Origin of the sequence: Kribbella ginsengisoli (assembly GCF_039537185.1) — a bacterium.
GTDB lineage: Bacteria > Actinomycetota > Actinomycetes > Propionibacteriales > Kribbellaceae > Kribbella > Kribbella koreensis.
Genome location: NZ_BAABAA010000002.1, coordinates 314,137 through 338,835, shown reverse-complemented (window position 1 = coordinate 338,835; position 24,699 = coordinate 314,137). Strand labels below are relative to the sequence as shown.

At 67.8% G+C, this 24,699-nt stretch carries 21 protein-coding genes; 16 read left to right on the top strand and 5 right to left on the bottom strand.

From position 1 onward, the window contains the following. Positions 1-17: 17 nt before the first annotated feature. The 9 genes from ABD768_RS08915 (at position 18) to ABD768_RS08875 (ending at position 11,711) form a co-directional block, all read left to right on the top strand. Positions 18-1,556, top strand: a complete 1,539-nt coding sequence (locus ABD768_RS08915; RefSeq protein WP_344839313.1) for an ABC transporter substrate-binding protein — start codon at positions 18-20, stop codon at positions 1,554-1,556. Beyond that, a complete protein-coding gene (locus ABD768_RS08910) occupies positions 1,557-2,495 on the top strand; it encodes an ABC transporter permease (RefSeq protein ID WP_343973585.1) in 939 nt (312 codons plus the stop codon). After that, the gene (locus ABD768_RS08905) at positions 2,492-3,298 is read left to right on the top strand and encodes an ABC transporter permease (protein ID WP_344839309.1); all 807 of its coding nucleotides are present in this window, start codon (positions 2,492-2,494) and stop codon (positions 3,296-3,298) included. Before ABD768_RS08910 ends, ABD768_RS08905 begins: the two co-directional genes overlap by 4 nt. Next, positions 3,295-4,932 (top strand): ABC transporter ATP-binding protein, encoded by a 1,638-nt coding sequence (locus tag ABD768_RS08900; RefSeq protein ID WP_344839307.1) that lies wholly within the window; start codon positions 3,295-3,297, stop codon positions 4,930-4,932. Before ABD768_RS08905 ends, ABD768_RS08900 begins: the two co-directional genes overlap by 4 nt. Further along, on the top strand, positions 4,929-5,975 hold the full coding sequence (locus ABD768_RS08895) for a pyridoxal-phosphate dependent enzyme (protein WP_343973575.1): 1,047 nt from the start codon (positions 4,929-4,931) through the stop codon (positions 5,973-5,975). The genes ABD768_RS08900 and ABD768_RS08895 overlap by 4 nt, the downstream gene beginning before the upstream one ends. Before the next feature lie 10 nt (positions 5,976-5,985). Next, positions 5,986-6,744, top strand: a complete 759-nt coding sequence (locus ABD768_RS08890; RefSeq protein WP_344839302.1) for a phytanoyl-CoA dioxygenase family protein — start codon at positions 5,986-5,988, stop codon at positions 6,742-6,744. Continuing rightward, a complete protein-coding gene (locus ABD768_RS08885; RefSeq protein ID WP_344839299.1) occupies positions 6,741-7,553 on the top strand; it encodes a Rossmann-like domain-containing protein in 813 nt (270 codons plus the stop codon). The genes ABD768_RS08890 and ABD768_RS08885 overlap by 4 nt, the downstream gene beginning before the upstream one ends. 47 nt (positions 7,554-7,600) lie before the next feature. Continuing rightward, on the top strand, positions 7,601-8,746 hold the full coding sequence (locus tag ABD768_RS08880; RefSeq protein ID WP_344839296.1) for an MFS transporter: 1,146 nt from the start codon (positions 7,601-7,603) through the stop codon (positions 8,744-8,746). A 94-nt stretch (positions 8,747-8,840) separates the two neighbouring features. Then, complete coding sequence (locus tag ABD768_RS08875) at positions 8,841-11,711, top strand: S8 family serine peptidase (RefSeq protein ID WP_344839293.1); 2,871 nt, start codon at positions 8,841-8,843, stop codon at positions 11,709-11,711. 169 nt (positions 11,712-11,880) lie between these two features. Here ABD768_RS08875 and ABD768_RS08870 read toward each other — a convergent pair whose 3' ends face one another. Genes ABD768_RS08870 through ABD768_RS08855 form a run of 4 tightly spaced genes read right to left on the bottom strand, consistent with a single transcriptional unit; the run spans position 11,881 to position 14,466 of the window. Beyond that, positions 11,881-12,387, bottom strand: coding sequence for a hypothetical protein (locus ABD768_RS08870; protein WP_344839290.1), 507 nt, complete (start codon positions 12,385-12,387; stop codon positions 11,881-11,883). Next, positions 12,384-12,866, bottom strand: coding sequence for a hypothetical protein (locus ABD768_RS08865; RefSeq protein ID WP_344839287.1), 483 nt, complete (start codon positions 12,864-12,866; stop codon positions 12,384-12,386). The genes ABD768_RS08870 and ABD768_RS08865 overlap by 4 nt, the downstream gene beginning before the upstream one ends. 35 nt (positions 12,867-12,901) lie before the next feature. Continuing rightward, positions 12,902-14,107, bottom strand: coding sequence for an RNA polymerase sigma factor (locus ABD768_RS08860; RefSeq protein ID WP_344839284.1), 1,206 nt, complete (start codon positions 14,105-14,107; stop codon positions 12,902-12,904). A 2-nt stretch (positions 14,108-14,109) separates the two neighbouring features. Further along, complete coding sequence (locus tag ABD768_RS08855; protein WP_344839281.1) at positions 14,110-14,466, bottom strand: YciI family protein; 357 nt, start codon at positions 14,464-14,466, stop codon at positions 14,110-14,112. A gap of 153 nt (positions 14,467-14,619) precedes the next feature. On the opposite strand from ABD768_RS08855, the gene ABD768_RS08850 reads away from it, so the two are divergent. Beyond that, positions 14,620-16,008 carry an alpha/beta hydrolase family protein gene (locus ABD768_RS08850; RefSeq protein WP_344839278.1) on the top strand — a complete coding sequence of 463 codons (1,389 nt, stop codon included), beginning with the start codon at positions 14,620-14,622 and terminating at the stop codon, positions 16,006-16,008. A gap of 74 nt (positions 16,009-16,082) precedes the next feature. After that, the gene (locus tag ABD768_RS08845) at positions 16,083-16,754 is read left to right on the top strand and encodes a DUF1707 SHOCT-like domain-containing protein (RefSeq protein WP_343973548.1); all 672 of its coding nucleotides are present in this window, start codon (positions 16,083-16,085) and stop codon (positions 16,752-16,754) included. On the opposite strand, the gene ABD768_RS08840 is transcribed toward ABD768_RS08845, so the two are convergent. After that, positions 16,751-18,427: a dolichyl-phosphate-mannose--protein mannosyltransferase gene (locus tag ABD768_RS08840; protein WP_344839274.1), complete on the bottom strand. Its 1,677-nt coding sequence runs from the start codon at positions 18,425-18,427 to the stop codon at positions 16,751-16,753. The two genes, ABD768_RS08845 and ABD768_RS08840, sit on opposite strands and share 4 nt — an antisense overlap. Before the next feature lie 38 nt (positions 18,428-18,465). On the opposite strand from ABD768_RS08840, the gene rsmI reads away from it, so the two are divergent. From rsmI to ABD768_RS08815, 5 genes are all read left to right on the top strand, one after another. Then, complete coding sequence (gene rsmI / locus ABD768_RS08835; RefSeq protein ID WP_343973542.1) at positions 18,466-19,329, top strand: 16S rRNA (cytidine(1402)-2'-O)-methyltransferase; 864 nt, start codon at positions 18,466-18,468, stop codon at positions 19,327-19,329. 22 nt (positions 19,330-19,351) lie between these two features. Next, positions 19,352-20,923: a methionine--tRNA ligase gene (gene metG / locus ABD768_RS08830; RefSeq protein WP_344839272.1), complete on the top strand. Its 1,572-nt coding sequence runs from the start codon at positions 19,352-19,354 to the stop codon at positions 20,921-20,923. Positions 20,924-21,004: 81 nt separating this feature from the next. Continuing rightward, on the top strand, positions 21,005-21,916 hold the full coding sequence (locus ABD768_RS08825) for an NADP-dependent oxidoreductase (RefSeq protein ID WP_344839269.1): 912 nt from the start codon (positions 21,005-21,007) through the stop codon (positions 21,914-21,916). Between the two features lie 85 nt (positions 21,917-22,001). After that, a complete protein-coding gene (locus tag ABD768_RS08820) occupies positions 22,002-22,427 on the top strand; it encodes an SRPBCC domain-containing protein (protein ID WP_343973533.1) in 426 nt (141 codons plus the stop codon). A gap of 12 nt (positions 22,428-22,439) precedes the next feature. Continuing rightward, positions 22,440-24,683: a hypothetical protein gene (locus tag ABD768_RS08815; RefSeq protein WP_344839266.1), complete on the top strand. Its 2,244-nt coding sequence runs from the start codon at positions 22,440-22,442 to the stop codon at positions 24,681-24,683. Positions 24,684-24,699: the final 16 nt, after the last annotated feature.

Below are 24,699 nucleotides of genomic sequence, written 5' to 3'. Positions count from 1 at the left end.
CCGTGAAGGAAATGCGGATGTCCGATGCTCTGAACAGGCGGGGATTTCTCGGCTTGGCCGGTGGTCTGGGGCTGGCCGCGGTGGCCGGTTGCGGGTCCGGCGGCGCTAGCGGATCGGCGGCTGGACCGAAGGCCGGCGGGCGGTTGCGGGCGGTGTTCGCCGGTGGCGGCGCCAAAGAGGTGCTCGATCCGCACGTGCAGAGCCTGTTCGTCGACATCGCCCGCCACAAGGCGATCTACGAGAAGCTGGTCGAGCTCGGGCCGGACCTGAAACCGTTGCCACGGCTGGCGGAGAAGTGGGAGCCAGACGCGCAGGCGGCGACCTGGCGGTTCACGTTGCGAGATGCCACCTTCCACGACGGCAAGCAGTTGACCAGTGAGGACGTCCTCTACAGCCTCGCCCGGATCGCCGACCCGAACACCCCCGAACGCGTCGCCCAGTCCTCGCTCGCGGCGCTCGATCTCAAGCGGTGCAAGGCGATCGGCAAGCGGACGGTCGAGCTTGTCCTGACCGCGCCGAACGCCGAGTTCCCCGCCTTGCTGGCCGGCATCGGCACGCAGATCGTCCGGGACGGTTTCAAGGACCCGGCCAAGCCCGTCGGTACCGGCGCCTTCAAGTTCGTCTCCTTCGAGGCGGGCCGGTCCCTGGTGGCCAACCGCTACGACGACTACTGGGACGGTGCGGCGAAGATCGAGGAGCTGCAGATCCTGTCCGCCGACGCCGAGGCGCGGGCCAATGCGCTGCAGGGCGGACAGGCGGAGTACGCGAACGAGATGACCGCGACCTTCGCGCGGACCGCCGAGGCCGGCAAGACGGTCAAGATCGTCGCGGCCAAGGGCAGTACGACGCAGGCGTTCGTGATGAAGGTGGATCAGCCGCCGTTCGACAATCCCGACGTACGGATGGCCTTCAAGCTGCTCGCGGATCGGCAGCGGCTGGTGGATGTCGTCCTCGCCGGTCGTGGGGTCGTGGGCAATGACTTGTTCGGCAAGGGATTCCAGTACTACCCGGCCGACCTGCCGCAGCGCGAGCGCAACGTGGAGGAGGCGAAGGCGCTGCTCAAGAAGGCCGGCCTGCTGAACAAGGAGGTCGAGATCTTCACCTCCGACGCCTCGGCGGGCTTCGTCGAGGCGGCGACGCTGTTCGCGGAGCAGGTCGGCGAGGCGGGCGTGAAGCTCAAGGTGACAACCGGCTCTGCGCAGACCTACGCCAAGGACCTTCTCAGCAAAGGGGCGATCGGCAGTCATCGGTCGGGGGCGATGCCGATCCCGCAGTATGTCACCGATCGGTTGCTGTCGAAGTCGCCGTTCAATGTGACGCATTGGCGTCGGCCGGCCTTCGATGCCGCGTTCGCCGCGGCGCAGGTGCAGACCGACGAGGCGGCGCGCGCGGCGAAGTACGCGGAACTGCAGAAGACGTTGCGGGACCAGGGCGGCATCCTCGCGTGGGGGCACCCGGACTTCCTGGTCGCCGTCTCGGCCAAGGTGCAGGGTGTCCAGGCGGTCCCGCCGAACACCTTGGACTCGGGCCGGTTCGACAAGGTGTGGCTGGCCTGAATGCGGTCGTATGCCGCCCAGCGGGCTGCATTGGCGATCGTCCAGCTGGCCGTTCTCTCCGTCCTCGTCTTCGTGCTCACCGCGTTGCTGCCGGGGGACGCCGCCGACATGCGTTTCACGGAGACGTTGACGCCTGAGCAGGTTGCACGGTTGCGGGAGCAGCTCGGGCTGGATCAGCCTGCGCTCGAGCGGTTCGTGCACTGGTTCGGCAATGTGCTGAGCGGCGATCTCGGTACTTCGCTGATCAGTGGCGGGCCGGTGCTGGACATCGTGAAGGCGTCGGTGGGGGCGACGTTGGTGCTCACGGTTGCCACGCTGGTTGTGGTGGTACCGCTGGCCGTTGCCCTCGGCATCTTGATGGGGACACGGGAGAACGGGCGGCTGGATCGGACGATCACGTCGATCACGCTGGCGTTGAGTGCGATTCCTGACTTCGTGATCGCTGTCGTGCTGGTTGCCTTGTTTTCGCTGAAGCTTGGGTGGCTGCCGGCGACCTGGGTTGGTGGGTCACTGGTGGCGTCGCCTGTGTTGTTGGTGCTGCCGGTTGCTGTGTTGCTCGGGCGGACGGTTTGTTTGCTTTCGCGGCAGGTGCGGGCGGGGACGATCAACGCGTTGCACGCGGAGTACGTCGTACAGGCTCGGCGGTTGGGGGTGCCGCGGCGGCGGTTGCTGCTCAGGCATGTGTTGCCTAATGCGGCTGTTCCTGGGGTGCAGGAGTTGGCGCGGACCGGGGACACCTTGCTGGGCGGGGTGTTGGTGGTGGAGGCGATCTTTGCGATCCCTGGGTTTGCGACCGCGTTGGTTGATGGGGTGGAGACGCGGGATGTGCCTGTTGTCCAGGGACTGACCTTGGTGCTGGCGGTGGCGGCGTTGTTGATCAACCTTGGTGCTGACCTCGTCTGCAACCGGTTGGTCCCGCGGACGGAGTTGCTGCGATGAGAGCGCTTCGATCCCGTACGCCGCTCGCCGTCTCCGCGCTGCTCGTGCTGGTGCCGTTGCTGGTGGCTGTCTTTGGGCCACTCGTCGACGTGACGGCGAAAGCCGGGCTGCCTTATGAGGGCACAGGGCTGCTTGGGACTGATGGTCTTGGGCGGGATGTCTTCGGGTTGCTGTTGGTGGGCGGGCGGACGGCGCTGGGGATGGCGTTGGGGGCGGTGCTGATCGCGTACGTCCTCGGCGGGTTGATCGGTCTCGTCGCCGCGTCGACCAGGCATCGCTGGGTTGATGAGCTGCTGATCCGGCCGCTGGATGTGCTGCTGCCATTGCCTTCGCTGCTGGTGATCAGCGTGGTCGCGGTGGGGTGGCGGGCGTCGCCGCTGGCCATCACGTTGGCGGTTGCCGCGGTGAATGTGCCCACTGTGGCGCGGTTGGTGCGGGCGGCGGCGCTAGATGCGGCGAGCGGTCCGGTGGTCGAAGCACTGCGGATGCAGCGGGAGAGCTGGGCCGGCATCCACTTCGGGTACGTCGGCCGGGCGGTGCTCGGCCCGGTCGCCGCCGACATCGGCACCCGAATCACCCTCGCCGTCTTCCTGGTCGCCTCGGTCAACTTCCTCGGCCTGGGCCTCAGCCCAACCGCCCCCGACTGGGCAGTAAGCGTCTCCCGCAACCGCGAGGGTTTCCTGCTGCAGCCCTGGGCCGTGCTGGCTCCGGCACTCCTGCTGGTCTCGTTCACGTTGGGCTTCAACCTGCTGGCCGATCGGTTGGTCCACCGCACCAGAAGCCTGGCCAAGGCAACCCGATGAAGGGGGTGGAGCGGGCCGACCGCGGTGGAGTGGAGAGTGAGCCGGACGGCCGCCGCCGGGGCGCGAGCGGGCTCGAGCGGCAGCGTCCTGTGGTCGAGGTCGTCGGGCTGTCGGCGGTGGCTGGCGGGGTCATCCTCGTCGACGGTGTCGACTTCGCGGTGTGGGCGGGCGAGGTTACGGCACTCGTCGGTGCATCAGGGTCGGGCAAGACGACCTCTGCTCTGGCTCTGCTGGGGGAGCACAGCGAGGGGGTGACTTTGAGTGGATCGGTGGAGGTTGATGGGCGACTGGTTGTCGACAGCAATGGCGTGACGGGTGCTGCGGTGGGTGTGCGGGGGCGGGTGGTGGCTTATATGCCTCAGCATCCGGGGAGTGCGCTCAATCCGGCTCGGCGGATCGGGGCCGGTCTGAGTGAGCTGGGCAAGCTTCATCATCCTGGGGAAGAGGTGGTGGGTGAGGCGCTGAGGGGTGCTCAGTTGCCTTCCGACAGAGCCACGCTGCGGCGGTTTCCGCATCAGTTTTCGGGTGGGCAGCGGCAGCGGGTTGCGCTCGCTCAGGCGTTGACCTGCCGACCGAAGGTGCTGGTGCTGGACGAGCCGAGCACTGGGCTGGACTCGATCACGAGGCTGCAGCTTGTTGAGGAGTTGAAGGAGCTGGCGGCCGCGGGGTTGGGGATTTTGCTGCTGAGTCATGATCTCGAGCTGGTCCGGGCGCTGGCTCACCGGGTCGTCGTGCTCGACGCCGGGCAGGTGGTCGGTGATGTTCTTCCAACCGCAACACAACTGCCAGCAACACAGGGAACCCAGCAACAGACCGAGCCGTTGCTCCAGGCAATGAACGTGTCCGCGTCGCTGCGTACCCGCGGCCGCGACCCCATCCTGCAGGAGGTCGATCTCGCCGTGCCACCAGGCGGCTGCGTAGGCGTGGTCGGTCGGTCCGGCAGTGGCAAGACCACCCTCGCCCGCTGTCTGGCTGGCCTCCACGAGCGCCAGACCGGCCGCATCACCCTCGCCGGCGAAGACCTCCCCGTACTACGCAAGCGCACCCCCGACCAGACCCGCCAAGTCCAATACGTCTGGCAGGAAGTCCGCGGCTCCTTCGACGAGCGCCGACTCGTCGACGAACAAGTAGCCCGCACCGCGATCCGCCTCCGCGGCGTCACGCCGTCGAAAGCAAGGGCGGAGGCCGTAGCAACCCTCGCCCGTCTAGGCGTCTCTGCCCACACGGCAGCCAGACCGCCAAGCCGCCTCTCCGGCGGAGAACTCCAGCGAGCAGCCCTGGCAAGAGCGCTGCTCGCCCACCCCGAAGTACTCATCTGCGACGAGATCACCACAGCCCTCGACGAACACGGCACCAGCCTGGTCGTCGAGCTACTCAACGAGCTGAAGACGCAAGGCACAGCCCTCGTCTGGATCAGCCACGACCTCGGCCTCGTCGCCCAAGTATCCGATCACGTCCTGGTGCTGGACGCCGGCCGCGTGGTCGAACAAGGCCCGCCGGCCACCGTCATGACCAAGCCCGACACCGAACTGACCCAGCGGCTGGTGAGGGCCGCCCGGATCGGGCATCGACCCCCAGAGCCTCCGCCCGTGCTGACCAGTAGTGCCGACACGAGGAGCGAACCGCACCGATGAAGCAACTGCACGATCACCTGGCGGAGGCGATCAAGGACCCGGACCCGATCCGTGTCGGCAAGGACCTGATCTGCCTGCGGTTCGAAACGATGAAGGTGTACTCCGCGCTGGGCGCCGTACGCCACCTGCTGGAGACGGGCGCGGTCCGGCCGGGCGACACCCTGATCGACAGCTCCAGCGGGATCTACGCACACGCCCTGGCGCTTGCCTGTCACAGGTACGGCATGAAGTGCCACATCGTCGGCTCCACTACGGTCGACCGGACGCTGAAGATCCAGCTCGAGATCCTCGGCGCGACGGTCGAGCAGGTGCCGTCGTCCAACAACCTGCAGCTCGACCAGAACCTCCGGGTCCGCCGGATCGGGGAGATCCTGCGCGACAACCCGTCGTACCACTGGATGCAGCAGTACCACGACGACATTCACTACCTCGGGTACGGCGCGGTGGCCGATCTCGTGGCCGAGCTGGTGCCGGCCGGGCCGCTGTGTCTCGTCGGGGGAGTCGGCACGGGCGCGTCGACCGGCGCGATCGCGGCATTCCTGCGGGATCGCGGGCGGGACGTCAACCTGGTCGGCGTGCAGCCGTTCGGGAGCATCACGTTCGGCGCCGGGCATACCCAGGATCCGGAGATGATCATCGCCGGGATCGGCAGCTCGATCGAGTTCCGCAACGTGCGGCACGAGCTGTACGACCGGCTGCACTGGGTCTCCTTCGACTACGCGATGTCGGCGGCCGTGGATCTGCTGCGGACGAGCGGGGTCTTCGCCGGGCTGTCCGCGGGCGCGGCGTACCTGTCCGCACTGTGGGAACACAACTGCGACAGCAGCCGCACGCACGTCTTCCTGGCCGCCGACACCGGCACCCGGTACGTCGAGTCCGCTTTTTCCCGGTACGCCGAGGCGCGCCCGATGGACACCATGCGCCCCCGCGAGATCGACTCGCTCGACGAGCTCGCCGTCCCCTGGTCAGCCATGTCCTGGGACCGGCGGCAATCGGCCTGGGCCGAGCGCCGCGAATTCCCATCTGCGACCCCGTCGCATTAAAGTACCGGTCATGACCAGCGGTTATCTGGTACTACCGACGTTGTTCTCGGCAACGGAGATCGACGGGTTGCGCGATGCCGCTGAGCAGGTGCACGCCGAGGTGGTGTCGGCCGCCGAGTCCGGTCAGACGAAGGTGACGATCTGGCCGGACGGTCATCGCCTGGAGGAGATCCGCGGCACGACGATCCACTGGGAACCGGACGCATCTGGCAAGGCTGTCCGGAGCCTCGCGCCGGTCGCTCACCTGCATCCGGCGCTCATCGCGTTGTGGACCGAGCCGAGGCTCACGAAGCCGATGGCGGAGCTGATCGGCAAGCAGGTCGGCCCGTTCGTGTCGAAGCTGAACTTCAAGCGGGCCGGCGTCGGCTCGGAGTTCGCCTGGCACCAGGACTTTCCCTACTGGTACTGCTGCGCCGGCGACGCGGCGTACGAGATCGCGACGGCGATCGTGATGCTCGACGACAACACGACGGCGAACGGCGCGATGACGCTGGTCCCGGGCAGCCAACGCAACGGCCCGGCGCCAAGGGATCCGCGCGATCCGACGGGCCTACTCGTGGATCCTTCGACGGTGGATCCATCGACAACGGTGACTGTCACGGCCCCCGCGGGTTCCGTGCTGATGTTCCCAGGGCTGATGGTGCACCGGTCCGCGCCCAACCGGACCGCCTCCGATCGCAGGTCGTTGCTGTACTGCTTCCAGCCTGCAGGACGTCCTGAGTTGTCCGCCCTGACCTGCGACGCCGAAAAGCTGAGGGATCTGCCATGACCGTCGCCGCACTCACCGCCGCCATCCTTGCCGGAGCCCACGGACCCGCGCCCTCCTCAATGACCGTCACCAGCGCCTTCTGGCTCCACCACACGACCAGACTCCCCGGCGCAGACGTCACCTACCGCAACTACTACGTCCTCCTACGGGTCGGCGAGGTCTTCGGCGCCTGCTCCTTCGAGGCCGGCGAGGTCGATCCCGACTACTGTGCCGACGCCTCCGGCCTACCCCTCTCCGATTTGCTTGCCGATGGCCCCCTTCCGATCCGGATCGCCGCCCTGGATGCCTACCTGGCCGCCGTCGAGCCCCACCACCTCTCGGCCAAGGCCGAAGAAGTCATCCTCCCCGCCGGTACGCCGGACGTCCGCGCGCGAGCCCGTGACGCCGCCGTAGTCGGCCTGCTCGAGGTCACCGAAGGCTCGAAGGTCGCCCTGATCGGCGTGGTCAACCCACTGGTCGACGCGATCACCGCTCTGGGTGGCACTTGTCTGCCTTGCGATTTCAACCTGAGCGAGACCTCGTCCGGACTCCCGGTTTCCCGCGACATGACGGCGGTTATCGACGCTGCCGATGCGGTCGTTGCGACCGGAATGACCTTGAGCAACGGGAGTTTCGACACCTTGCTCGATCGTTGCCTACAGCAATCGAAGCCGCTGGCCATCTATGCTCAGACCGGCAGCGCCGTCGCCCGCGCCTTCCTCGGCGCCGGCGTCACCGCCCTGTCCGCGGAGCCCTTCCCCTTCTCCCAGTTCAGCGCCCGCCCGACCTCCCTCTACCGCTACCGCCAGAACGGACCACAGACGCCGTGAGCACCACTGAAGTTCGCAGGACAGGAGAAGTGCCGGGCGACTGGCGGATGGCGAAACGGCTGTGGCCGTTCCTGCTCGCCTCCACGGTCAGCCTGATCCCGTTCACCGTCTTCGGCATGTACCTGGTGCCGATCGCGGCGGCCGCGGACGGGAGCGTCGCCGAGATCGGCGGACTGCGGGGACTCGGAGGCCTCGCAGCCCTCATCGTTGGCATCGCGCTCGCACCGCTCATCGACCGCTTCGCCAGGGAACTGGTGGCTGCCGGCGGTCTGGCGCTGCTGGGGATCTCGGCCGCGCTGGGTGCCATCGGCAACGTCTTCGCGCTGGCCACCTTCTGCCTGCTGATCGGCGCCTCGACTTCGATCCTCGGCCCGTCGATCGGCGCGGCCGCTGCGGACCGCTTCAAGACCCCGGCGGCTGCGGGACGAGCAGCCACGTTGGTGTCGGCAACCACGTCGATGATGGCGATGCTCGCGGCGCCGGTGCTCGCAGTACCGGGTCTGTTCTGGGGCTGGCGTGGCAACTTACTTGCCGCCTCCGCCATTGCGCTGACCCTGTCGGCAGCCTTCTTCTGGCGCGGCCGGGGCCGCAAATCACCCCTGACGGCAACGCAGCGCACGAGTTACTTGGCCACCTACCGAGCGCTGGCCAAGATCCCCGGAGCGCTACCTCTGCTGGGGGTGGCGATGCTGCGGACGGCCGCCTTCATGGGTTATCTCGCCTACCTGGCCGCCTTCTACGACGAGAAGTTCGACCTCGCCCCCGGTTGGTTCGCCCTCGTCTGGTCCCTCAGCGGAGCGTCCTTCTTCCTAGGCAACCTCTTCGCCGGCCGATACCTGGTAGCAGCCGTACGCCCTGAGAAGACCCTGCTGCTGGGCCTCCTCGCCGCCCTGCTCGCCGTCTCCACCTTCTACTTCACTCCGAGCCTCCCGGTCACCTTGTTGCTGACCGCCCTCATGGGCGCCGCCCACGCCACCGTTGCGGCGTGCGTCACAACCCTCCTGGTACGCCGAAGTGGCGACCTCCGCGGCTCGGCGCTCAGCGTCAACGCCGCCGGCATGAGCATAGGCACCTTCCTGGGTGCAGCGCTGGGCGGCGTCGGCCTGGGATTCGGGGGATATCCCGGCCTGGCGCTGATTTTCGGCGCCGTCACCCTGGCCGGCGTCCTGCTCGCCTTACGGGTAAGGCCTTAGTTGCAGCTATTGACATGGATCCGGGGCGAGTTCTGGTCCGTACCTCTGCCATACTCCGGCTCATTGTCACTTCTGAGACCCTTGGGGGGGTCCTGTGTCCTTCCGTCCTGCCCATCTCCTGCGCCTCGGCATTCCTGCCGCCCTGGTCGCAGCCACGCTGGTAGCCGTCACCGGTTCCGCCAGCCAAGCGGCCCAGCCGGGTCCATATACACCGAAGTTCACAGCGCACGACGCCACCGGACCGAAGTACGACCCGAACTCGGTCGTGGTGAAGTTCAAGCCGTCCGCCACCAAGGCGGCCCGGCAGTCGGCGCTGTCGCGGTTCAAGAGCAAGACCGACGACTCGGTCACGGCCGAGACCGTCGAGGTCACCGGTGAGCTGCCCGCTCCCGAGCTGTTGAAGAAGGTCAAGGCCGACCCGACCGTCGAGCTGGCCTCGCTGAACTACAAGCGGCACATCTCCGCCATCCCGAACGACGAGTACTACGGCGAGGACCAGTCGATCTTCGCCAGCACGGTCCGGCTGCCGCAGGCCTGGGACCTCTCGAAGACCTCCGGCACCCAGTACATCGCGGTGCTCGACACCGGCGTGGACATCGGCCACCCGGACCTCGCCGGTCGCCTCGTCGCCGGCTACAACGCGATCTCGCCGGGCAGTCAGCCGATCGACGACGAGGGCCACGGCACGATGACGCTCGGCCTGATCGCGGCCGCAGGCAACAACGCCATCGGCGTGGCCGGTACGGCCTGGACGGCGAAGGCGATGCCGGTCAAGGTGCTCGACCACGAGGGCTCCGGGTTCGACTCCGACATCATCAAGGGCCTCAACTGGGCCGTCCAGCACGGCGCCGACGTGGTGAACATGTCGCTCGGCAGTGATCAGGACGACCCGGTCCTGCACGACGCGATCGCGCAGGCGGTCGCCGACGGCGTGGTCGTGGTGGTTGCTGCCGGCAATGACGGCAACTCGGTCCTGCAGTACCCGGCCTCCTACCCCGAGGTGATCGCGGTCGCGGCCACCGACGAGCGCGGCAAGCTGTCCGACTTCAGCTCGTTCGGTGACTGGGTCGACGTCGCGGCACCGGGCGTCCACCTGCTCAGCACCGGCTTGCGGGCCAAGACGGACCCGGACTACGTGCCGTACTGGTACTGCACCGGTACTTCGTGCTCCGCGCCGATCGTCACCGGGATCGCGGCTCTGGTCCGCAACAAGTACCCCGCGTTCACCCCGGCCCAGATCCGTCAGCGCCTGATGGCGCTGTCGCGTGACGCCGGCCCGCGTGGCTTCGACCGGTACTACGGCGCCGGCATCGTCGACGCGTTCGCGGCGCTCGGCGGCAAGACGACGACGGACTTCGCCGGTGGTGCCGCCGACGGCAACGACCAGCCGTCCCGCTCCACCCACATCGGCCTGACTCCCGTCTCGGGGCTGATCAGCACCGAGGGCGACGTCGACTGGTACTCGATCAACTCCGCCGCGGCGCGCAACCTGCGGGTCTCGGTGACCGGCGCGCGCTTCGACGAGTCGACCGGCAACTGGGCGAACGTCGGCCCGGAGGTCGACGTCTACAACGGCGACCTGCAGTCGCTCGGTCGCGACGTCAACGCCTTCCCGCCGATCAACCCGACCACGAAGGAGCCGATCTGGGGCCCGCTGACCGCGTCCGTCGACGTCAGTGCCGCCGTCGGCCAGACCTACATCGCGGTCCGCAACAACAACGGGTCCTGGGACAGCCGGTCGTACAGCCTGTCTGTGACCGAGGCCGGTTCCGGCGGGACGAGCACCGAGCCGGCGTACCCGATCCGGGACGTCACGCCCGCTCACCTGTCCTCGGTCGCCACCCCGGACACCACGCCGGTGGTGACGTTCGCTCGCCCGGTCGCCGAGTCGACGGTCACCGCCGCGACGGTCAAGCTGCAGAACGGCAAGACAGGCGCCACCGTGCCCGCGACGGTCGCCTACGACCCCGCGACGCTGAAGGCGACCATCACCCCGGTCGCTGCTTTGCCGGAGGCAACGGCGTACAAGATCGTCATCTCCGGGGTGGAGGAGACGGCCGGTACGCCGCTGGCGCCGCTCTCGATCGTGTTCAGCACCGGCGACCTGATCCCGCCGAAGCTGCCGACCTTCACCGCGACCGGGGCGTACCTGGCCGCCAACGTGGCGTGGACGCTCCCGGACATCACCGATCTCGATCAGGTGATCATCCGGCAGAACGTCGGTGGCGTCGCCCCGACCATCAACACCGGAACGGCTGTCTACACGGGCACCGGGACGTCGGTGAAGGTGACCGGGCTGAAGGCGGCGACGACCTACACGTACGCCGGCTGGGTAAGGGACAAGGGCGGCAAGCTCAGCCCGATCTCCTCGAAGGCCGTCAACGGCGTCAAGTCGAGCATCACCACGACCGCCGCGGCGATCAACTACGGCGGCACGATCACGCTCAAGGGCAGCGTGCTGCGGATCGACAACAAGGCGTACGCGGGCCTGCCGGTCCAGCTGTACGGCCGGGCCAAGAACGTGGCGGCGCTCAAGCTGATCACCACGCTGACGACCAGCTCCACCGGTGCGGTCAGCTACGCGATCAAGCCGACCACCTCGTCGGTCTACACGATGGTCTTCGTCGGTAACGCCGACCTGATGGGAACCCGCACCGTCGACCTCAACGTCGCCGTCGCGCCGACCGTCACCTCGGTTCTCTCCCCGACCGCCATCACCCTGGGCAAGACGGCCAGATTCTCCGGAGTCGTCACCCCGGCCCACGCCGGCAAGCTGGTCTACCTCCAGCTCTACTCGGCCAGGACCTGGAAGAACATCGCCTCGGTCAAACTGACCACCACCGGCGGCTACGCCTTCGGCATCAAGCCGACGACCCGAGGCTCCTTCGCGTACCGCGTCCTCTTCACCGCCGACGCAGACCACGCCCAGGCGCTCAGCCCGCAGCGCATCGTGAAGGTCAGCTAGCTCACCCAAACGCGCCCCGGCCCTCGCGGCCGGGGCGCGCTTTCTTTCCACGCACGTGGTTGCGGATGGCAGCTGCCGGACGCCCAGCCCATCAATGGCGGACAGGTAAGCGCCTACCTCGGTGTATCCGGCCGATCTACGGGCGATTGATGGGCTGGCGGTCGCAGCGTCAGTCCGAGGACTCGGCGGCGGACTGTTCAGCCGTGCGGTGGTTCTTGAGCAGCTCCTCTAGCCACTGCTGCAGGGCCTGCATGTCCTTGGCGGCGGTCGCGGGGATGATCAGCTCCTTGCCCCAGGCGTCTTTCGGGATGATCGGCAACCTCCCACCGCGGAGCAGGCCGATCGCGCCCAGGTCGGACCAGCCGATGGACTTCTTGAGGCCGATCTTCAGGCCGAACTCGTCGACGGTCAGGGCCGGGTAGCGGGCATAGAGCCGCGAGGTGTGCCAGAAGGTCACCACGACGGCCGACAGCACCACAGCCAGTGCGAGGTACTGCCGGGTGTCGCCCTCTCCCCACGACTGGCTGAATGAGAGCGTCTGGGTGATGGCGACGATGAGCCAGATCAGGCCCAGCTCCCGCCAAACCGCAGCCGCGCGGATCGGGAAGATCACCCGCCCCTCGCGTTGAAGCTCGTCGGACCACTTCTGTGGCTGGGCGTCGCCCATCACTGTCATGCCTTCTCCTTCAGAAGTCCTTCGAGCCACCGGGCGAGCGCCGGAACGCTTCTGACTGCGGCCCGGGGGACCAGGAGTTCCTTGCCCCACGGGTTCTTCGGGAGGATCGGGAGAACCTGCGCCGGTCCCCAGCCGCGGGTGAGACCGACCGCTCCCACTTCACTCCACGGCAGGAACTTCTTCCGCCCCACCCGGATCCCGAGCTCGTCGATCGTCAGCGCCGGGTAGTGGGTTGCCAGTCGCCAGCAGTACCAGGCGGTGACACCGAGGGCGTACGAGACGAACAGCCCGACGAAGATCAGCCGCACCACGTTGCTGTCCCTCTCGCTGTATGCGAGGGGCTGGGACACGATGACCACCAGCCAGAGCAGTCCGATGTTTTCCAGGATCGCCCGACGGCGCAGCGGAAATATCACCCGCCCGTCGCGTTCCAGCGCCGCCGACCACGAATCCGGCCAGCCGTCACCGATCCCCGCCATTGCCCATACCCCCAGTTGTTCCACCCCGATCAGGGCTAAGAGTAGGTCCTCAGGCGGGCGGCTCGGGTGTTGAGATAGCGCTGTTCGGGGAGGTTGGTGGACTTGCGGGCTGCGGCCAGATACGCGGTGAGGGCTGCTGGGAGGTCGCCGGCCAGTTCGAGGAGATGGGCTCGGGCTACGTCCACTCGATGGTGGTTGGTCAGGCGGGGGTCTTTGGCCAGGTCGTCGATGAGCTTCAGGCCGGCTTGGGGGCCTTGGAGCATGGCTACGGCTACCGCGCGGTTGAGGAGGGCGATGGGGGTGTCGTCGAAGCGGATCAAGAGGTCGTAGAGGGCGACGATCTGTGGCCAGTCGGTGGAGTCCGTGGTTTTCGCTTCGTTGTGGACGGCGGCGATGGCGGCTTGGAGTTGGTACGCGCCCAGCGGGAAGCGGGTCATCGCGTCGGTGATCAAGGCGGTGCCCTCGGCGATCAGGTCCGCGTCCCAGAGGCTGCGGTCCTGTTCGTCCAGGCGGATCAGGTCGCCGGCGGGGGTGGTACGGGCTGGACGACGGGCGTGGGTGAGGAGCATGAGGGCCAGCAGGCCCGCCGTTTCTCCGTTGATGGGGAGCAGGCGGGTCAGCCGGATGGCTTCTTCGGCGAGGTCGACGCGGTCGGTGCTCGTGTAGCCCTCGTTGAAGATCAGGTACAGAACCTGCAGTACTGCGGCCAGCCGCGCGGCCAGCTCGCTCGGTGGCGGCGGACGGAACGGGATGCCCGACGCCCGGACGCTCTGCTTCGCGCGGGTGATGCGTTTGCGCATGGTGTCTTCGGGGACGAGCAGCGCGCGGGCGATCTCGTCGGTCGTCAGACCGCCGACCGCGCGCAGGGTGAGAGCGATCTGCGCCGGCCGGTTCAGCGACGGATGGCAACACAGGAACAGCAAGAGCAAGGTGTCGTCAGCGTCGCGAGGGCCGGCAGAATCGGCGCCGGGGGCAACCAACGGAACCTCCACCGCCACAGCGTTCTCACGCCGCCGCCGAGCCTCCTCGCTGCGCAACTCATCGGTCAGCCGCCGCGACGCGACGGTGATCAACCACGCCCGCGGCTGGTCCGGCACGCCGTCGCGCGGCCACTGCTGCGCCGCCGCCAGCAGCGCTTCCTGTACTGCGTCCTCGCACGCGTCGAAGTGCCCGTACCGCCGGACCAGCGCGCCGAGCACCTGCGGCGTCAGCTCACGCAGCAGGTGCTCGAAGCCGGTCACGGTCAGGAACCGTCCATCAGCGGCCGCACCTCGACGATGTCACCGACCGCGTCGACGATCTGCTGGGCGATCTCGTACGCCCGGTCGGCGCTCACCACGTCGACGATGCCGAAGCTGGCCAGCACCTCCTTGACCTCGGCGTACGGGCCGTCGGCGGCGACCGTACCGCCGGGGGTCTCGCGGATCGTCCTGGTCAGCGACGGGTCGCCGAGACCGGCCGTGTAGACGCCTTCGCCGCTCGCGGCCAGGTCCTTGCCGAGCTGCTCGAAGAAGTCGCAGGCCTTCTGGACCTCCTCCGGGTCCCAGGTGCCCTCGACCCAGTTCTGGGCGTTCGTGTAGGCCAGCATGATGAATTTCATCTCGCACTCCTCGCCGATGCGGCTCCCTTGTTGGGGGCCTCTCGTCCAGCAGTCGGAGTCAGGTCCGCTGCAGGGACATCCTCTCGCATGTCCCTCTCCGGCAGATGGCTCCGACCAGGTGGATGAAGGTTCCCACCGAGAAGGAGCAGGACGATGAAGAGAGCAAGTCGAGCGCTTGCGGCGGCAGTTGCTACGGGGTTGGTTGCGATGTCGGGTACCGCGGCGGTGGCCGCCGAGCAGGCCGTGGGTCGTCACACGTATACGGGGACGATCGGCGGAGCGGCGTACAAGGTGGAGACGCCGGTGCGGTGGAACGGGACGCTGCTGATCTACAGCCACCCGTACTACCCGGCGGACATGCCGGAGTTCCCGCCCGGGAACGGCAATCGGGTCGACAGCGAGGAGTGGCTGCTCGAGCAGGGGTACGCGCTGGCGGCGTCCGACTTCACGGGGCGCACGGGCTTCGTGGTCAAGGAGGCGGTGCGGGATCAGATCGGCGTACTGGACTGGTTCGAGGATCATGTCGGCAAGCCGCGGCGTACGGTCGCGACCGGGTCGTCGGGCGGTGGCGCGATCTCGGTGCTGCTGGCCGAGAAGCACCCGGACCGGATCGACGGGGTGCTGGCGATGTGCACGCCGATCGATCTGTACGGGCAGATGAACATGTCGCTCGATATCAACTTCGCACTCAAGACGCTGCTTGGCGCCAAGGACGTCGAGCTGGTCAACGCGAAGGATCCAGCAGGGAGCGTGCAGCGATTGCAGCAGGTGATGACGACGCAGGTGGAGACCCCGCAGGGCCGGGCGCGGATCGCGTTGGCGAGCGCGTTCGGCAACGTGACCGGCTGGAACTCGGCGCTCGATCCCAAGCCTGCCTCGGTCGAAGGGCAAGCGCGGGCGCTCTACGAGATCCAGCTGTACGGCGCCGTGGGCGTCTTCGGCGCGGTCGGCCAAGCAGACCTCGCCAAGCACGCAGGTGGCAACCCGTCGTACAACATCGGCGTCGACTATGCGCGGCAACTGGCCAAGTCGGACCAGCTGCCCTTCGTCCGCAAGGCTTACAAAGAGGCCGGTCTCGATCTGGGCAAAGACCTCGCGCGGCTGGCGGCGGCTCCCCGGATCAGCCCGGATCGCCAAGCCAGGCAGTGGATGCTGCGCCATGCGGTGCCTCGCGGTACCACCCCGTCGCCGGTCGTGACGCTGCACAACACGGCCGACCTGGCGGTCCCGGATCACGAACGTTGGTACGCAACCCAAGTCCGCCAGCACGGCAGCCCGGCCGACCTCCGCCAGCTCTTCGTCGCCCGCGCCACCCACTGCGCCTTCACGGTCGGCGAGGAAGGCGTCGCCCTCCAAACGCTCCTGACTCGCATCACCACCGGCCGCTGGCCCAGCACGGATCCGGCTCAGCTGAATGCCAAGGCAAGCGCGCTCGGTGAGCGCTGGAGCAAGGTGTTCGACTTCGCCACCGGTGGCGACGCGGTGCGCGAGCCTGGCTTCACGAAGTACCGGCCGAGTTCGTTGCTCCGGTCGTCTCGGTGAACGCCCTGGGTGCCCCCTGAGATCGGCGGAAATCTCGTTCCGGTGGCCGGGCGGTGGGGATATCGTTCGGGGTTATGGACAATCTGCCCGAGCGCCAGAATCCGCATGCTCATCTGCGGGCCTCCGACACCGATCGGGACCAGGTCGTCGACGTGTTGCGGGATGCGTTGATGGCCGGGCGGCTGACGCAGGACGAGCACGCTGAGCGGCTCGAGCAGACGTTGCAGGCCAGGACCTTGGGGGAGCTCGAGCCGATCACCCAGGACCTGGCGGTACCGGGTCAGCCGTTCCAGCCGGTCGCCGCGGCGTCGAACAGTCCGGTGCCGATCGAGGAGCCGGCCAACCCGTCCGACAGTTTCGAGGCGATGGTCGCCGTCTTCGGTGGCGGTGAGCGCAAGGGCCGCTGGCGGGTCAAGCGGCGGATCAACGCGATCTGCGTCTTCGGCGGCCACGACCTGGACATGACGGATGCCGTCTTCGAGGGTCGCGAGGTGACGATCTGGGCGTTCGCGATGTTCGGCGGGATCGACATCACCGTGCCGGACAGCGTCGAGGTCCGCAACGAAGGCGTCGGGATCTTCGGCGGCTTCGGCGCCCGCGGCGGCGAGTCACCCGACCCGAACGCTCCGGTTGTCATCGTCAAGGGCATCGCGCTGTTCGGCGGCGTCGGTGGCCAGGTCAGCTCGCGCCGCCACAAGAAGCGGTTCCGCGACCAGGGCGGCCAGGGGCACGGCCAGCTGCACTAGATCCAGGACTTGAACCACATGCGGTTCAGCCAGTCCGGATGCGGCATCACCTTGTCGGTCAGGATCGGCCAGATGTAGGCGAAGTTCAGCACGACCAGGACGACGAAGGCGCCGACGACCGCGCTGCCGACCAGCCGGCGCGGCGTCGACGCCTGCAGCGCCTGTCTGGCCGGGCCGAGGATCTTGCCCAGCACCATCGCCAGCGCCATGCAGGTGAACGGGATCATCGTGACGGCGTAGAAGAAGAAGATCGGCCGGTCGTCGAAGAAGAACCATGGGATCCAGCAGGTGAAGAACCCGACGATCGGGATCCCGAACCGCCAGTCGCGCTGGGCGATCCAGAACACCAGCGCGGCGATCAGGGCCAGTGCGCCGGCCCACCACAGCAGCGGCGTACCGACGGCTGAGATCACCGACAGGCAGTTCACCCCGGCTTTCGCGGTGCAGCCGTCCGTACCGGGCTTGATGTCGTTGACCGCGTCGAACCCGATCGGGCGGGCGACGATCGGCCAGCCGGCCGGGTGCGACTGGTACGGATGGGTGGCGTTCTTGATGTAGTCGCCGGTGTGGAACGCCAGCACTTCCTGGTGGTAGTGGATCAGCGACCGGAAGTCGTCGGGGATCACCTTCATCACGCCGTGCGCCGGATGGTTCGCCGCGTAGTCGTGGTCGTAGGCGTTGTCGTGCAGCAGCCAGCCGGTCCAGGTCGCCGTGTAGGTGATGCCGGCGACGAGCACGATGCTGACGAACGCGGGCAGGCCGTCGACGAAGACCGACTTGATGAACGCGCGCCGGGCGCCGAGCGCGCGCCGGGCGCCGAGGTCCCAGGCGAAGACGAGGATGCCGAAGCCGGCCATCACCCAGACGGCCGACCACTTGGTGCCGAGCGCCAGCCCGAAGCAGACGCCGGCTGCGAGTCGCCACGGCCGGATCAGCAGCCAGCGGCCGATCTTGCGGCTGCCGTCGCGGTGCTCGAGGGAGTCCGCGTGCCGGCGCCGGGTCCAGTCGCGGTCTGCCACCAGGCACGAAACGGCGGCGACCAGCCAGAAGGCGAGGAAGATGTCGAGCAGGGCGACCCGCGACATCACGAAATGCAGTCCGTCGACGGCGAGCAGCAGGCCGGCGATACAGCCGATCAGGGTCGAGCGCGTCATCCGGCGTACCGTCCGGATCACCAGGAGAACGGTCAAGGTGCCGAAGAGCGCCGGCATGAAGCGCCAGCCGAAGGTGTTCATCCCGAACAGCTGCTCACCGGCCGCGATCATCCACTTGCCGACCTCGGGGTGCACGGTCAGGCTCGGGGTGTCCTTGAAGACGTCCAGGTTGCCGGCCAGGATCGCCTTGTCGGCGGCCCCCTCCGGCTTGTCGATGAACTGCAGTGCATACCCGTGCTTGAGCAGCGAGTACGCGTCCTTGGCGTAGTACGTCTCGTCGAAGACGAACTTCACCGGGTTGCCGAGGTTCCAGAACCGCAGGATCGCCGCCAGCGCCGTGATCGCCAGGGTCGCGATCCAGCCGCCCTCGAAGTCCTTCGGCATCGGCGGGTACAGCCGCTCCTTGAGCGGGGGCAACCGTCTACCGAGAACGTCCCGACCGAGCGTCTCCCGATCTTCCCCAGGCAGCTCAGCCGGCTGGGCGGTGTCATCCTCGATCACGGCAGTCACGTCGGCCATGGTACGGAGGATGCGGTACCACCGCCTCCCCGGCTGCGATGATGGCCGGTGTGACCGGGCGATTGGTGTTGGTGGGGACTCCTATTGGGGACTTTTCGGATGCGTCTGCGCGGTTGCGGCGGGTGTTGGGGGAAGTGGACGTGGTGGCCGCGGAGGATACGCGGCGGCTGAAGCGGCTGACCAGTGAACTGGGGATTGTCGTCAGCGGGCGGGTGGTGAGCTTTTTCGAGGGGAACGAGCGGCAGCGGACCGATGAGCTGGTGGCGCTGCTGGTCGAGGGGCAGACGGTGGCGGTGGTGACCGATGCGGGGATGCCTAGCGTGTCGGATCCCGGCTACCGGCTCGTGGCTGCCGCGATCGAGGCCGGCGTACAGGTGACCGCAGTACCTGGGCCGTCGGCTGTGTTGACGGCGCTGGCGTTGAGCGGGCTGCCGGTGGACCGGTTCACCTTTGAGGGGTTTCTGCCGCGGAAGTCGGCGGAGCGGTCCAAGCGGTTCCAGGAGCTGGCCCGGGAGCAGCGGACGATGATCTTCTTCGAGGCGCCGCATCGGCTGGCCGCCTCGCTGCAGGATCTGGCTGACGCGCTCGGCAAGGATCGCCGTACTGCGGTCTGCCGCGAGCTCACCAAGACGTATGAAGAGGTCAAGCGGGGCACGGCCGCCGAGCTGGCCGAATGGGCGGTCGACGGCGTCCGGGGCGAGATCACCATCGTCGTGGCCGGCGCCGACCCCTCCGCCCGCGAACTCGGCCCGGAGGAGCTGGCCGCTGAGGTAGCCGCCGACGAAGAAGCGGGCACCCCGCGTAAGCAGGCCATCTCGGATGTCGCCAAGCGGTTCGGAGTACCGAAGAGAACGGTCTACGACGCAGTACTGGCCGCCCGAGACCCTGGTAAGACCAGCTAGTCCGGCGCACTACCCTTTAGGCATGTCCGAGAAGGCCTTTTACGTCACTACCCCGATCTACTACGTCACGGCCCCGCCGCACATCGGCAGCGCCTACACGACGGTGGCCGGGGACGTCCTGACCCGCTGGCACGCCCAGCGGGGCGAGCGCAAGTGGTACCTGACCGGTACCGACGAGCACGGCGAGAAGGTGATGCGCAGCGCTCAGGCGCAGGGCATGACCCCGCAGGAGTGGACGGACAAGCTGGTCGAGGAGGCCTGGAAGCCGGCCTGGGTGGACGTCGACATCGACTACGACGACTTCATCCGGACGACCGAGAAGCGGCACACCGAGCGGGTCCGCGACTTCTGGCAGACGCTGTACGACAAGGGCGACGTCTACAAGGGCGAGTACGAGGGCCTGTACTGCGTCGGCTGTGAGGAGTTCAAGCTCCCCGCGGACATCCGGACCGACGAGGACGGCACCCAGCGGTGCATGATCCACGGCACCGAGCTGGAGACGGTCTCGGAGACCAACTACTTCTTCCGGCTCTCGGCGTACGCCGACAAGCTGATCGAGCTGTACGAGTCCCAGCCGGACTTCGTCGCGCCGTCGAGCGCCCGCAACGAGGTCATCTCGTTCGTGAAGCAGGGCCTGCAGGACCTGTCGATCACCCGGTCGACCTTCGACTGGGGCATCCCGGTCCCGTGGGACGAGGACCACGTCCTCTACGTGTGGATCGACGCGCTGCTCAACTACGTCACCGCGGCCGGCTACGGCACCGACCCGGAGCGGTTCGAGGAGCTGTGGCCGGTCGACGTGCACCTGGTCGGCAAGGACATCCTCCGCTTCCACGCGGTGATCTGGCCGGCCATGCTGATGGCCGCGGGTGTCGCCGTACCGAAGCAGGTCTTCGCGCACGGCTGGCTGCTGGTCGGCGGCGAGAAGATGAGCAAGTCGAAGCTGACCGCGATCGCGCCGAAGGAGATCACCGACCACTTCGGCTCGGACGCCTTCCGGTACTACTTCCTGCGGACGATCCAGTTCGGCTCGGACGGCTCCTTCTCCTGGGAGCACCTGAACGCCGTCTACACCTCCGAGCTCGCGAACGGTCTGGGCAACCTGGCCAGCCGGATCGCCGCGATGGTGAACAAGTACTTCGACGGCGAACTGCCCGAGCCCACCGACCACGGCCCCGCCGAGCAGGCCCTGGCCGACAAGCTCGCCGAGACCGTCGCGGCCGCTGACAAGGCGATCGACTCCCTGGCCTTCCACGACGCCTTGGCTGCCATCAACGACCTCGTCGGCGCCGTCAACGGCTACGTCTCCGAGCAGGAGCCCTGGAAGGTGGCGAAGGACGAGTCCCAGAAGGCCCGCCTGGCCACCATCCTCTACACCTCGGCCGAGGTACTCCGTGCCGTCGCCGTCCTGCACAACCCGACCATGCCCAAAACAGCCGCCAAGCTCTGGACCCTCCTAGGCGCTGAAGCCAAGCTGGGCCCCCTCAAGGACCAGCGAATCCAGGAAGCCGGCACCTGGGCCCAACTCCCCGTCGGCTCCGTCCTGGTCAAGGGCGACTCCCTCTTCCCCCGCCTGGCCGACCCGGACGCGTAGCCGGCCGGGAATATTCGCGCCGCTCCTGTCATTGAAGACTCAAGTACTTCACTTGACGCTTCAATGAATAGGAGCAGTGCGATGCGAGCGGTTGTCTTCGAAGAGTTCGGTGGGCCCGAGGTTCTGCAGGTCAAGGACGCCAAGGAGCCGCAGGCCGGCCAGGGCGAGGTCCGGGTCGCGGTCAAGGCCGCCGGCGTCAACCCGATGGATTTCAAGGTCCGGTACGGCTGGTTCGACAGCTTCATGCCGACCACCTTCCCCGCGATCCCGGGCGCAGAGGTGGCCGGTGTGGTCGACCAGATCGGTGAGGGCGTGACCGAGTTCGCTGTCGGAGACGAGGTCGTCGGCTGGTCCCAGGGCGGCTCGTACGCCGAGTACGCGCTGCTCGGCGTGGCCACCAAGAAGCCCGCGAACGTCTCCTGGGAAGAGGCCGTCGCCGTCCCGGTCGCCGGTGAGACCGCGGCCCGGGTGCTGAACGAGCTCGGCCTCAAGGAGGGCGAGACGCTGCTGCTGCACGGAGCTGCCGGTGGGGTCGGCTCGGTCGGCGTCCAGCTCGCCGTCGCGCTCGGCGCGACCGTGATCGGTACGGCGTCCGAGGCCAACCACGAGTACCTGCGCTCGCTCGGCGCGATCCCGATCACCTACGGCGAGGGCCTGGTCGACCGGGTCAAGGAGGTCGCTCCGCAGGGTGTCGACGCCGTCTTCGACGCGGCCGGCAAGGGCGGGCTGCAGGAATCGATCGAGCTGCGCGGCGGTACCGACCGGATCGTCACGATCGCCGACATGGCGGCCGGTGAGATCGGCGTGGCCGTCTCCAGTGGGGGCGTGGCGGACGACGTCAAGAAGGCCGGTCTGGCCGAGCAGGTCCAGCTGGTCGCCGATGGCAAGCTGAAGCCGGCCATCGCCAAGACCTTCACGCTCGACGAGGCCCGCGCGGCGCACGAGGTCAGCGAGGCCGGGCACAACCGCGGCAAGCTCGTCATCGTGGTCTGACCCGTCCGGTGACGCTTTTCTACAAGACCGTACGGCGGTGACGTCGTACGGTCTTGTCAGAAGACACCGATGGGAGTTGGACATCATGGCCGACTATCTGGCCACAGCGCAGACCGAGATCGACGCGTCGCCCGAGCGGGTCTGGGACGTCCTGACCGACCCGGCGCAGATCAAGAAGTTCATGTTCGGGGCCGACGTGGAGACCGACTGGCAGCCGGGCAGCCCGATCACCTGGCAGGGCGAGTACGAGGGCAAGCAGTACACCGACAAGGGTGAGATCGTCGCGGTCGAGAAGGCCCGGTTGCTCAAGGTGACGCACTACAGCCCGTTGAGCGGGCAGCCCGACGTACCGGAGAACTACCACACGCTCACCTACTCACTGTCTGCCACCGAAGGCGGCACGCGGCTGAAGCTGACCCAGGACAACAACGGCAGCCAGGAAGAGGCGGATCACTCCAGCGGCATGTGGGAGATGCTCGTGAAGGGTGTCAAGGAGGCCTCCGAAGGCTAGTAAGATCCGACGGTGACCAGTCGATTACGGCCTGGCATCGGGCTGCTCGGGTGGTGGCTGTTGGTGCCGCTCAGCGCGGTCCTGTTGCTGGTCCGGATCGGCGACTCGACCGGCGAGAGCGTCCGCTGGGTGCTCACCTGGCTGATCGCTGTACTCCTGCCAGGCACGCTCCTCTGGCGCGCACTGGCCGGCGGCCGCTCGTTGACGCAGGACCTGGGCTTCGGCGCAGTGCTCGGCCTCGCCTGGCAACTGGCCGTCTGGGCGATCTGTACGGCGCTCGGCCTCCCGCTACTCCAGTGGGCTTTCGTCGCCGGCTTACTGCTGTTCTTCGCGTTCAACAAGTCACTGCGACCGCCGGTCGCCGCCCCACCACGCTGGTGGCACGTACTGCTCGTCTCCAGCCTCCTACTGGCGATGGTCCGGACCGTTCTCGTCCTCCTGCGCCCCGTCCCGCTCCCGCCGCTGCCGGCGACCCGCCACCAAGACATCTGGTACCAACTCGGTCTGGTCCAGCAGCTACTGCACGACGTCACGCCGCGGGACCCATGGGTGCTGGGCGAGCCTCTGATCTACCACTGGTTCGCGACCGCCTCCATGGCGAGCGGCTCCGTGATGGCCGACGTTCGGCCGGCCACGGTGCTCATTCATCAGTGGCCGCTGACCATGCTGCTCACGCTGGTCCTGGTCGGCTGGGCGGCCGGGGAGTTGCTCAGCGAGCGCAAGTGGGCCGCACCGCTCGCCGGCCTGCTCGCTGGAGTCCTGCCGGGTGCGATCCAACTGGTCAACACCCCAACGGCCAACATGTCGGCTGCTCAGGTGGTGCAGGGACCGACCGGCACCATGGCGGCGGTGGTGATGCTGGGCCTGCTCGGGCCGACCGTACTGATCCTGCGACGCCAGGCAGGACGAGGTGTCTGGACAGTGATGGTCCTGATGCTCGCCTTGGCGACGGGGACGAAGCCGACCTTGCTCCCGATCATGCTGGCCGGCTGTCTGCTGGCAGGCGGCGTGGCGTGGGTTGCCGAGCGCGAGGCGCCATGGCGGATCGCGGCGTTGACCGGTGTCACGGCGACCTTCTTGTTGGCCTCCTCGTTCGCGCTGACCGGTAGTACAGGCGGCAGCCGGTTCCAGTTGCTCGCCGCGCTCCGGGTCCAGCCGTACTACCAGGCCGTCACCGGCGACAAGTCCTACCCGGCCACGGGCAACTGGGTGCTGCCGTCGCTGGAGCACGGCGACGCCCGGATGATCCTCTTCGCGGTCGTGCTCGTGACCTATTACTTACTGGTCGACGCGCCCCGGCTGCTGACGCTGCTCGGTATGAAGATGTCGCCGATGCGCCGCGACCCGGCGTACTGGTGGATCAGTGGCTGTGTGGCGGCCGGGACCGGGGTGACGCTCGTGTTCTCGCACACGGGCTATTCGGAGTACCACTTCCTCGGCGCGATCCTGGCGCTGGGGATGGTCGGCGTGGTGGCCGTTGGCGTGAACCTGGCCGGGCAGACGCGGCCTCGGGACCTCGTCATCGTCGCAGTGGCCGGGCTGGCGACGGCTGTTGCGCTCTACCTCTTCTGGCCGACCGACACCGAGACCCACACGGTGGCGCGCGCAGCAGCCGGGTTGCTGGCGCCTTTCGGAGTACTGGCCCTGGTCGGGAGCCTGGTGATCCTGGGGATCAACCGGACGCGGCAGGCCGCCTCGGCCGCAGTGCAGGTGATCGTGCTGACGGTCGCGGCCAGTCTGCCGGTGCAGTTCATCGTGATCGGGGACGCGCTGCGGGACGCGTCGAAGCCGTTGCCGCCGCCGAACATCGAGTACCGGACGTACCTCACCCGCGAGGAGCAGAGCGCGATGCTCTGGCTGAGCAAGCATCTCGAGCCCAACGATGTGGCCGTCAGCAACGTCTTCTGCATGCCGGTCCCGTACCGGCCGGGTTGCCCCAACGATGCGTACTGGATGTCCGGGCTCAGTGGAGTGCAGATGTGGATGGGCGGCTGGGCCTATGCACCGGCCAACCTGGCCGCCACCGAGCACAAGCACAGCTTCCTGCTTCAGCAGTCGCCCTGGCCCGACCGAGTGCTGGACAGCCGGATCGCCGTCGAGAAACCGTCCGAGGCGCACCTCGCCAAACTGGCCGGCGACGTCGGTGTCACCTTGATCATCGGGGATCTGCGGGCCGGCCCGGTCTCACCGAAGCTGGACCAGCTGGCCATCCCGATCTACCGGAACCAAGATATCCGGATCTACCGGCTCAAATGACTAAGTAGTCTGGACC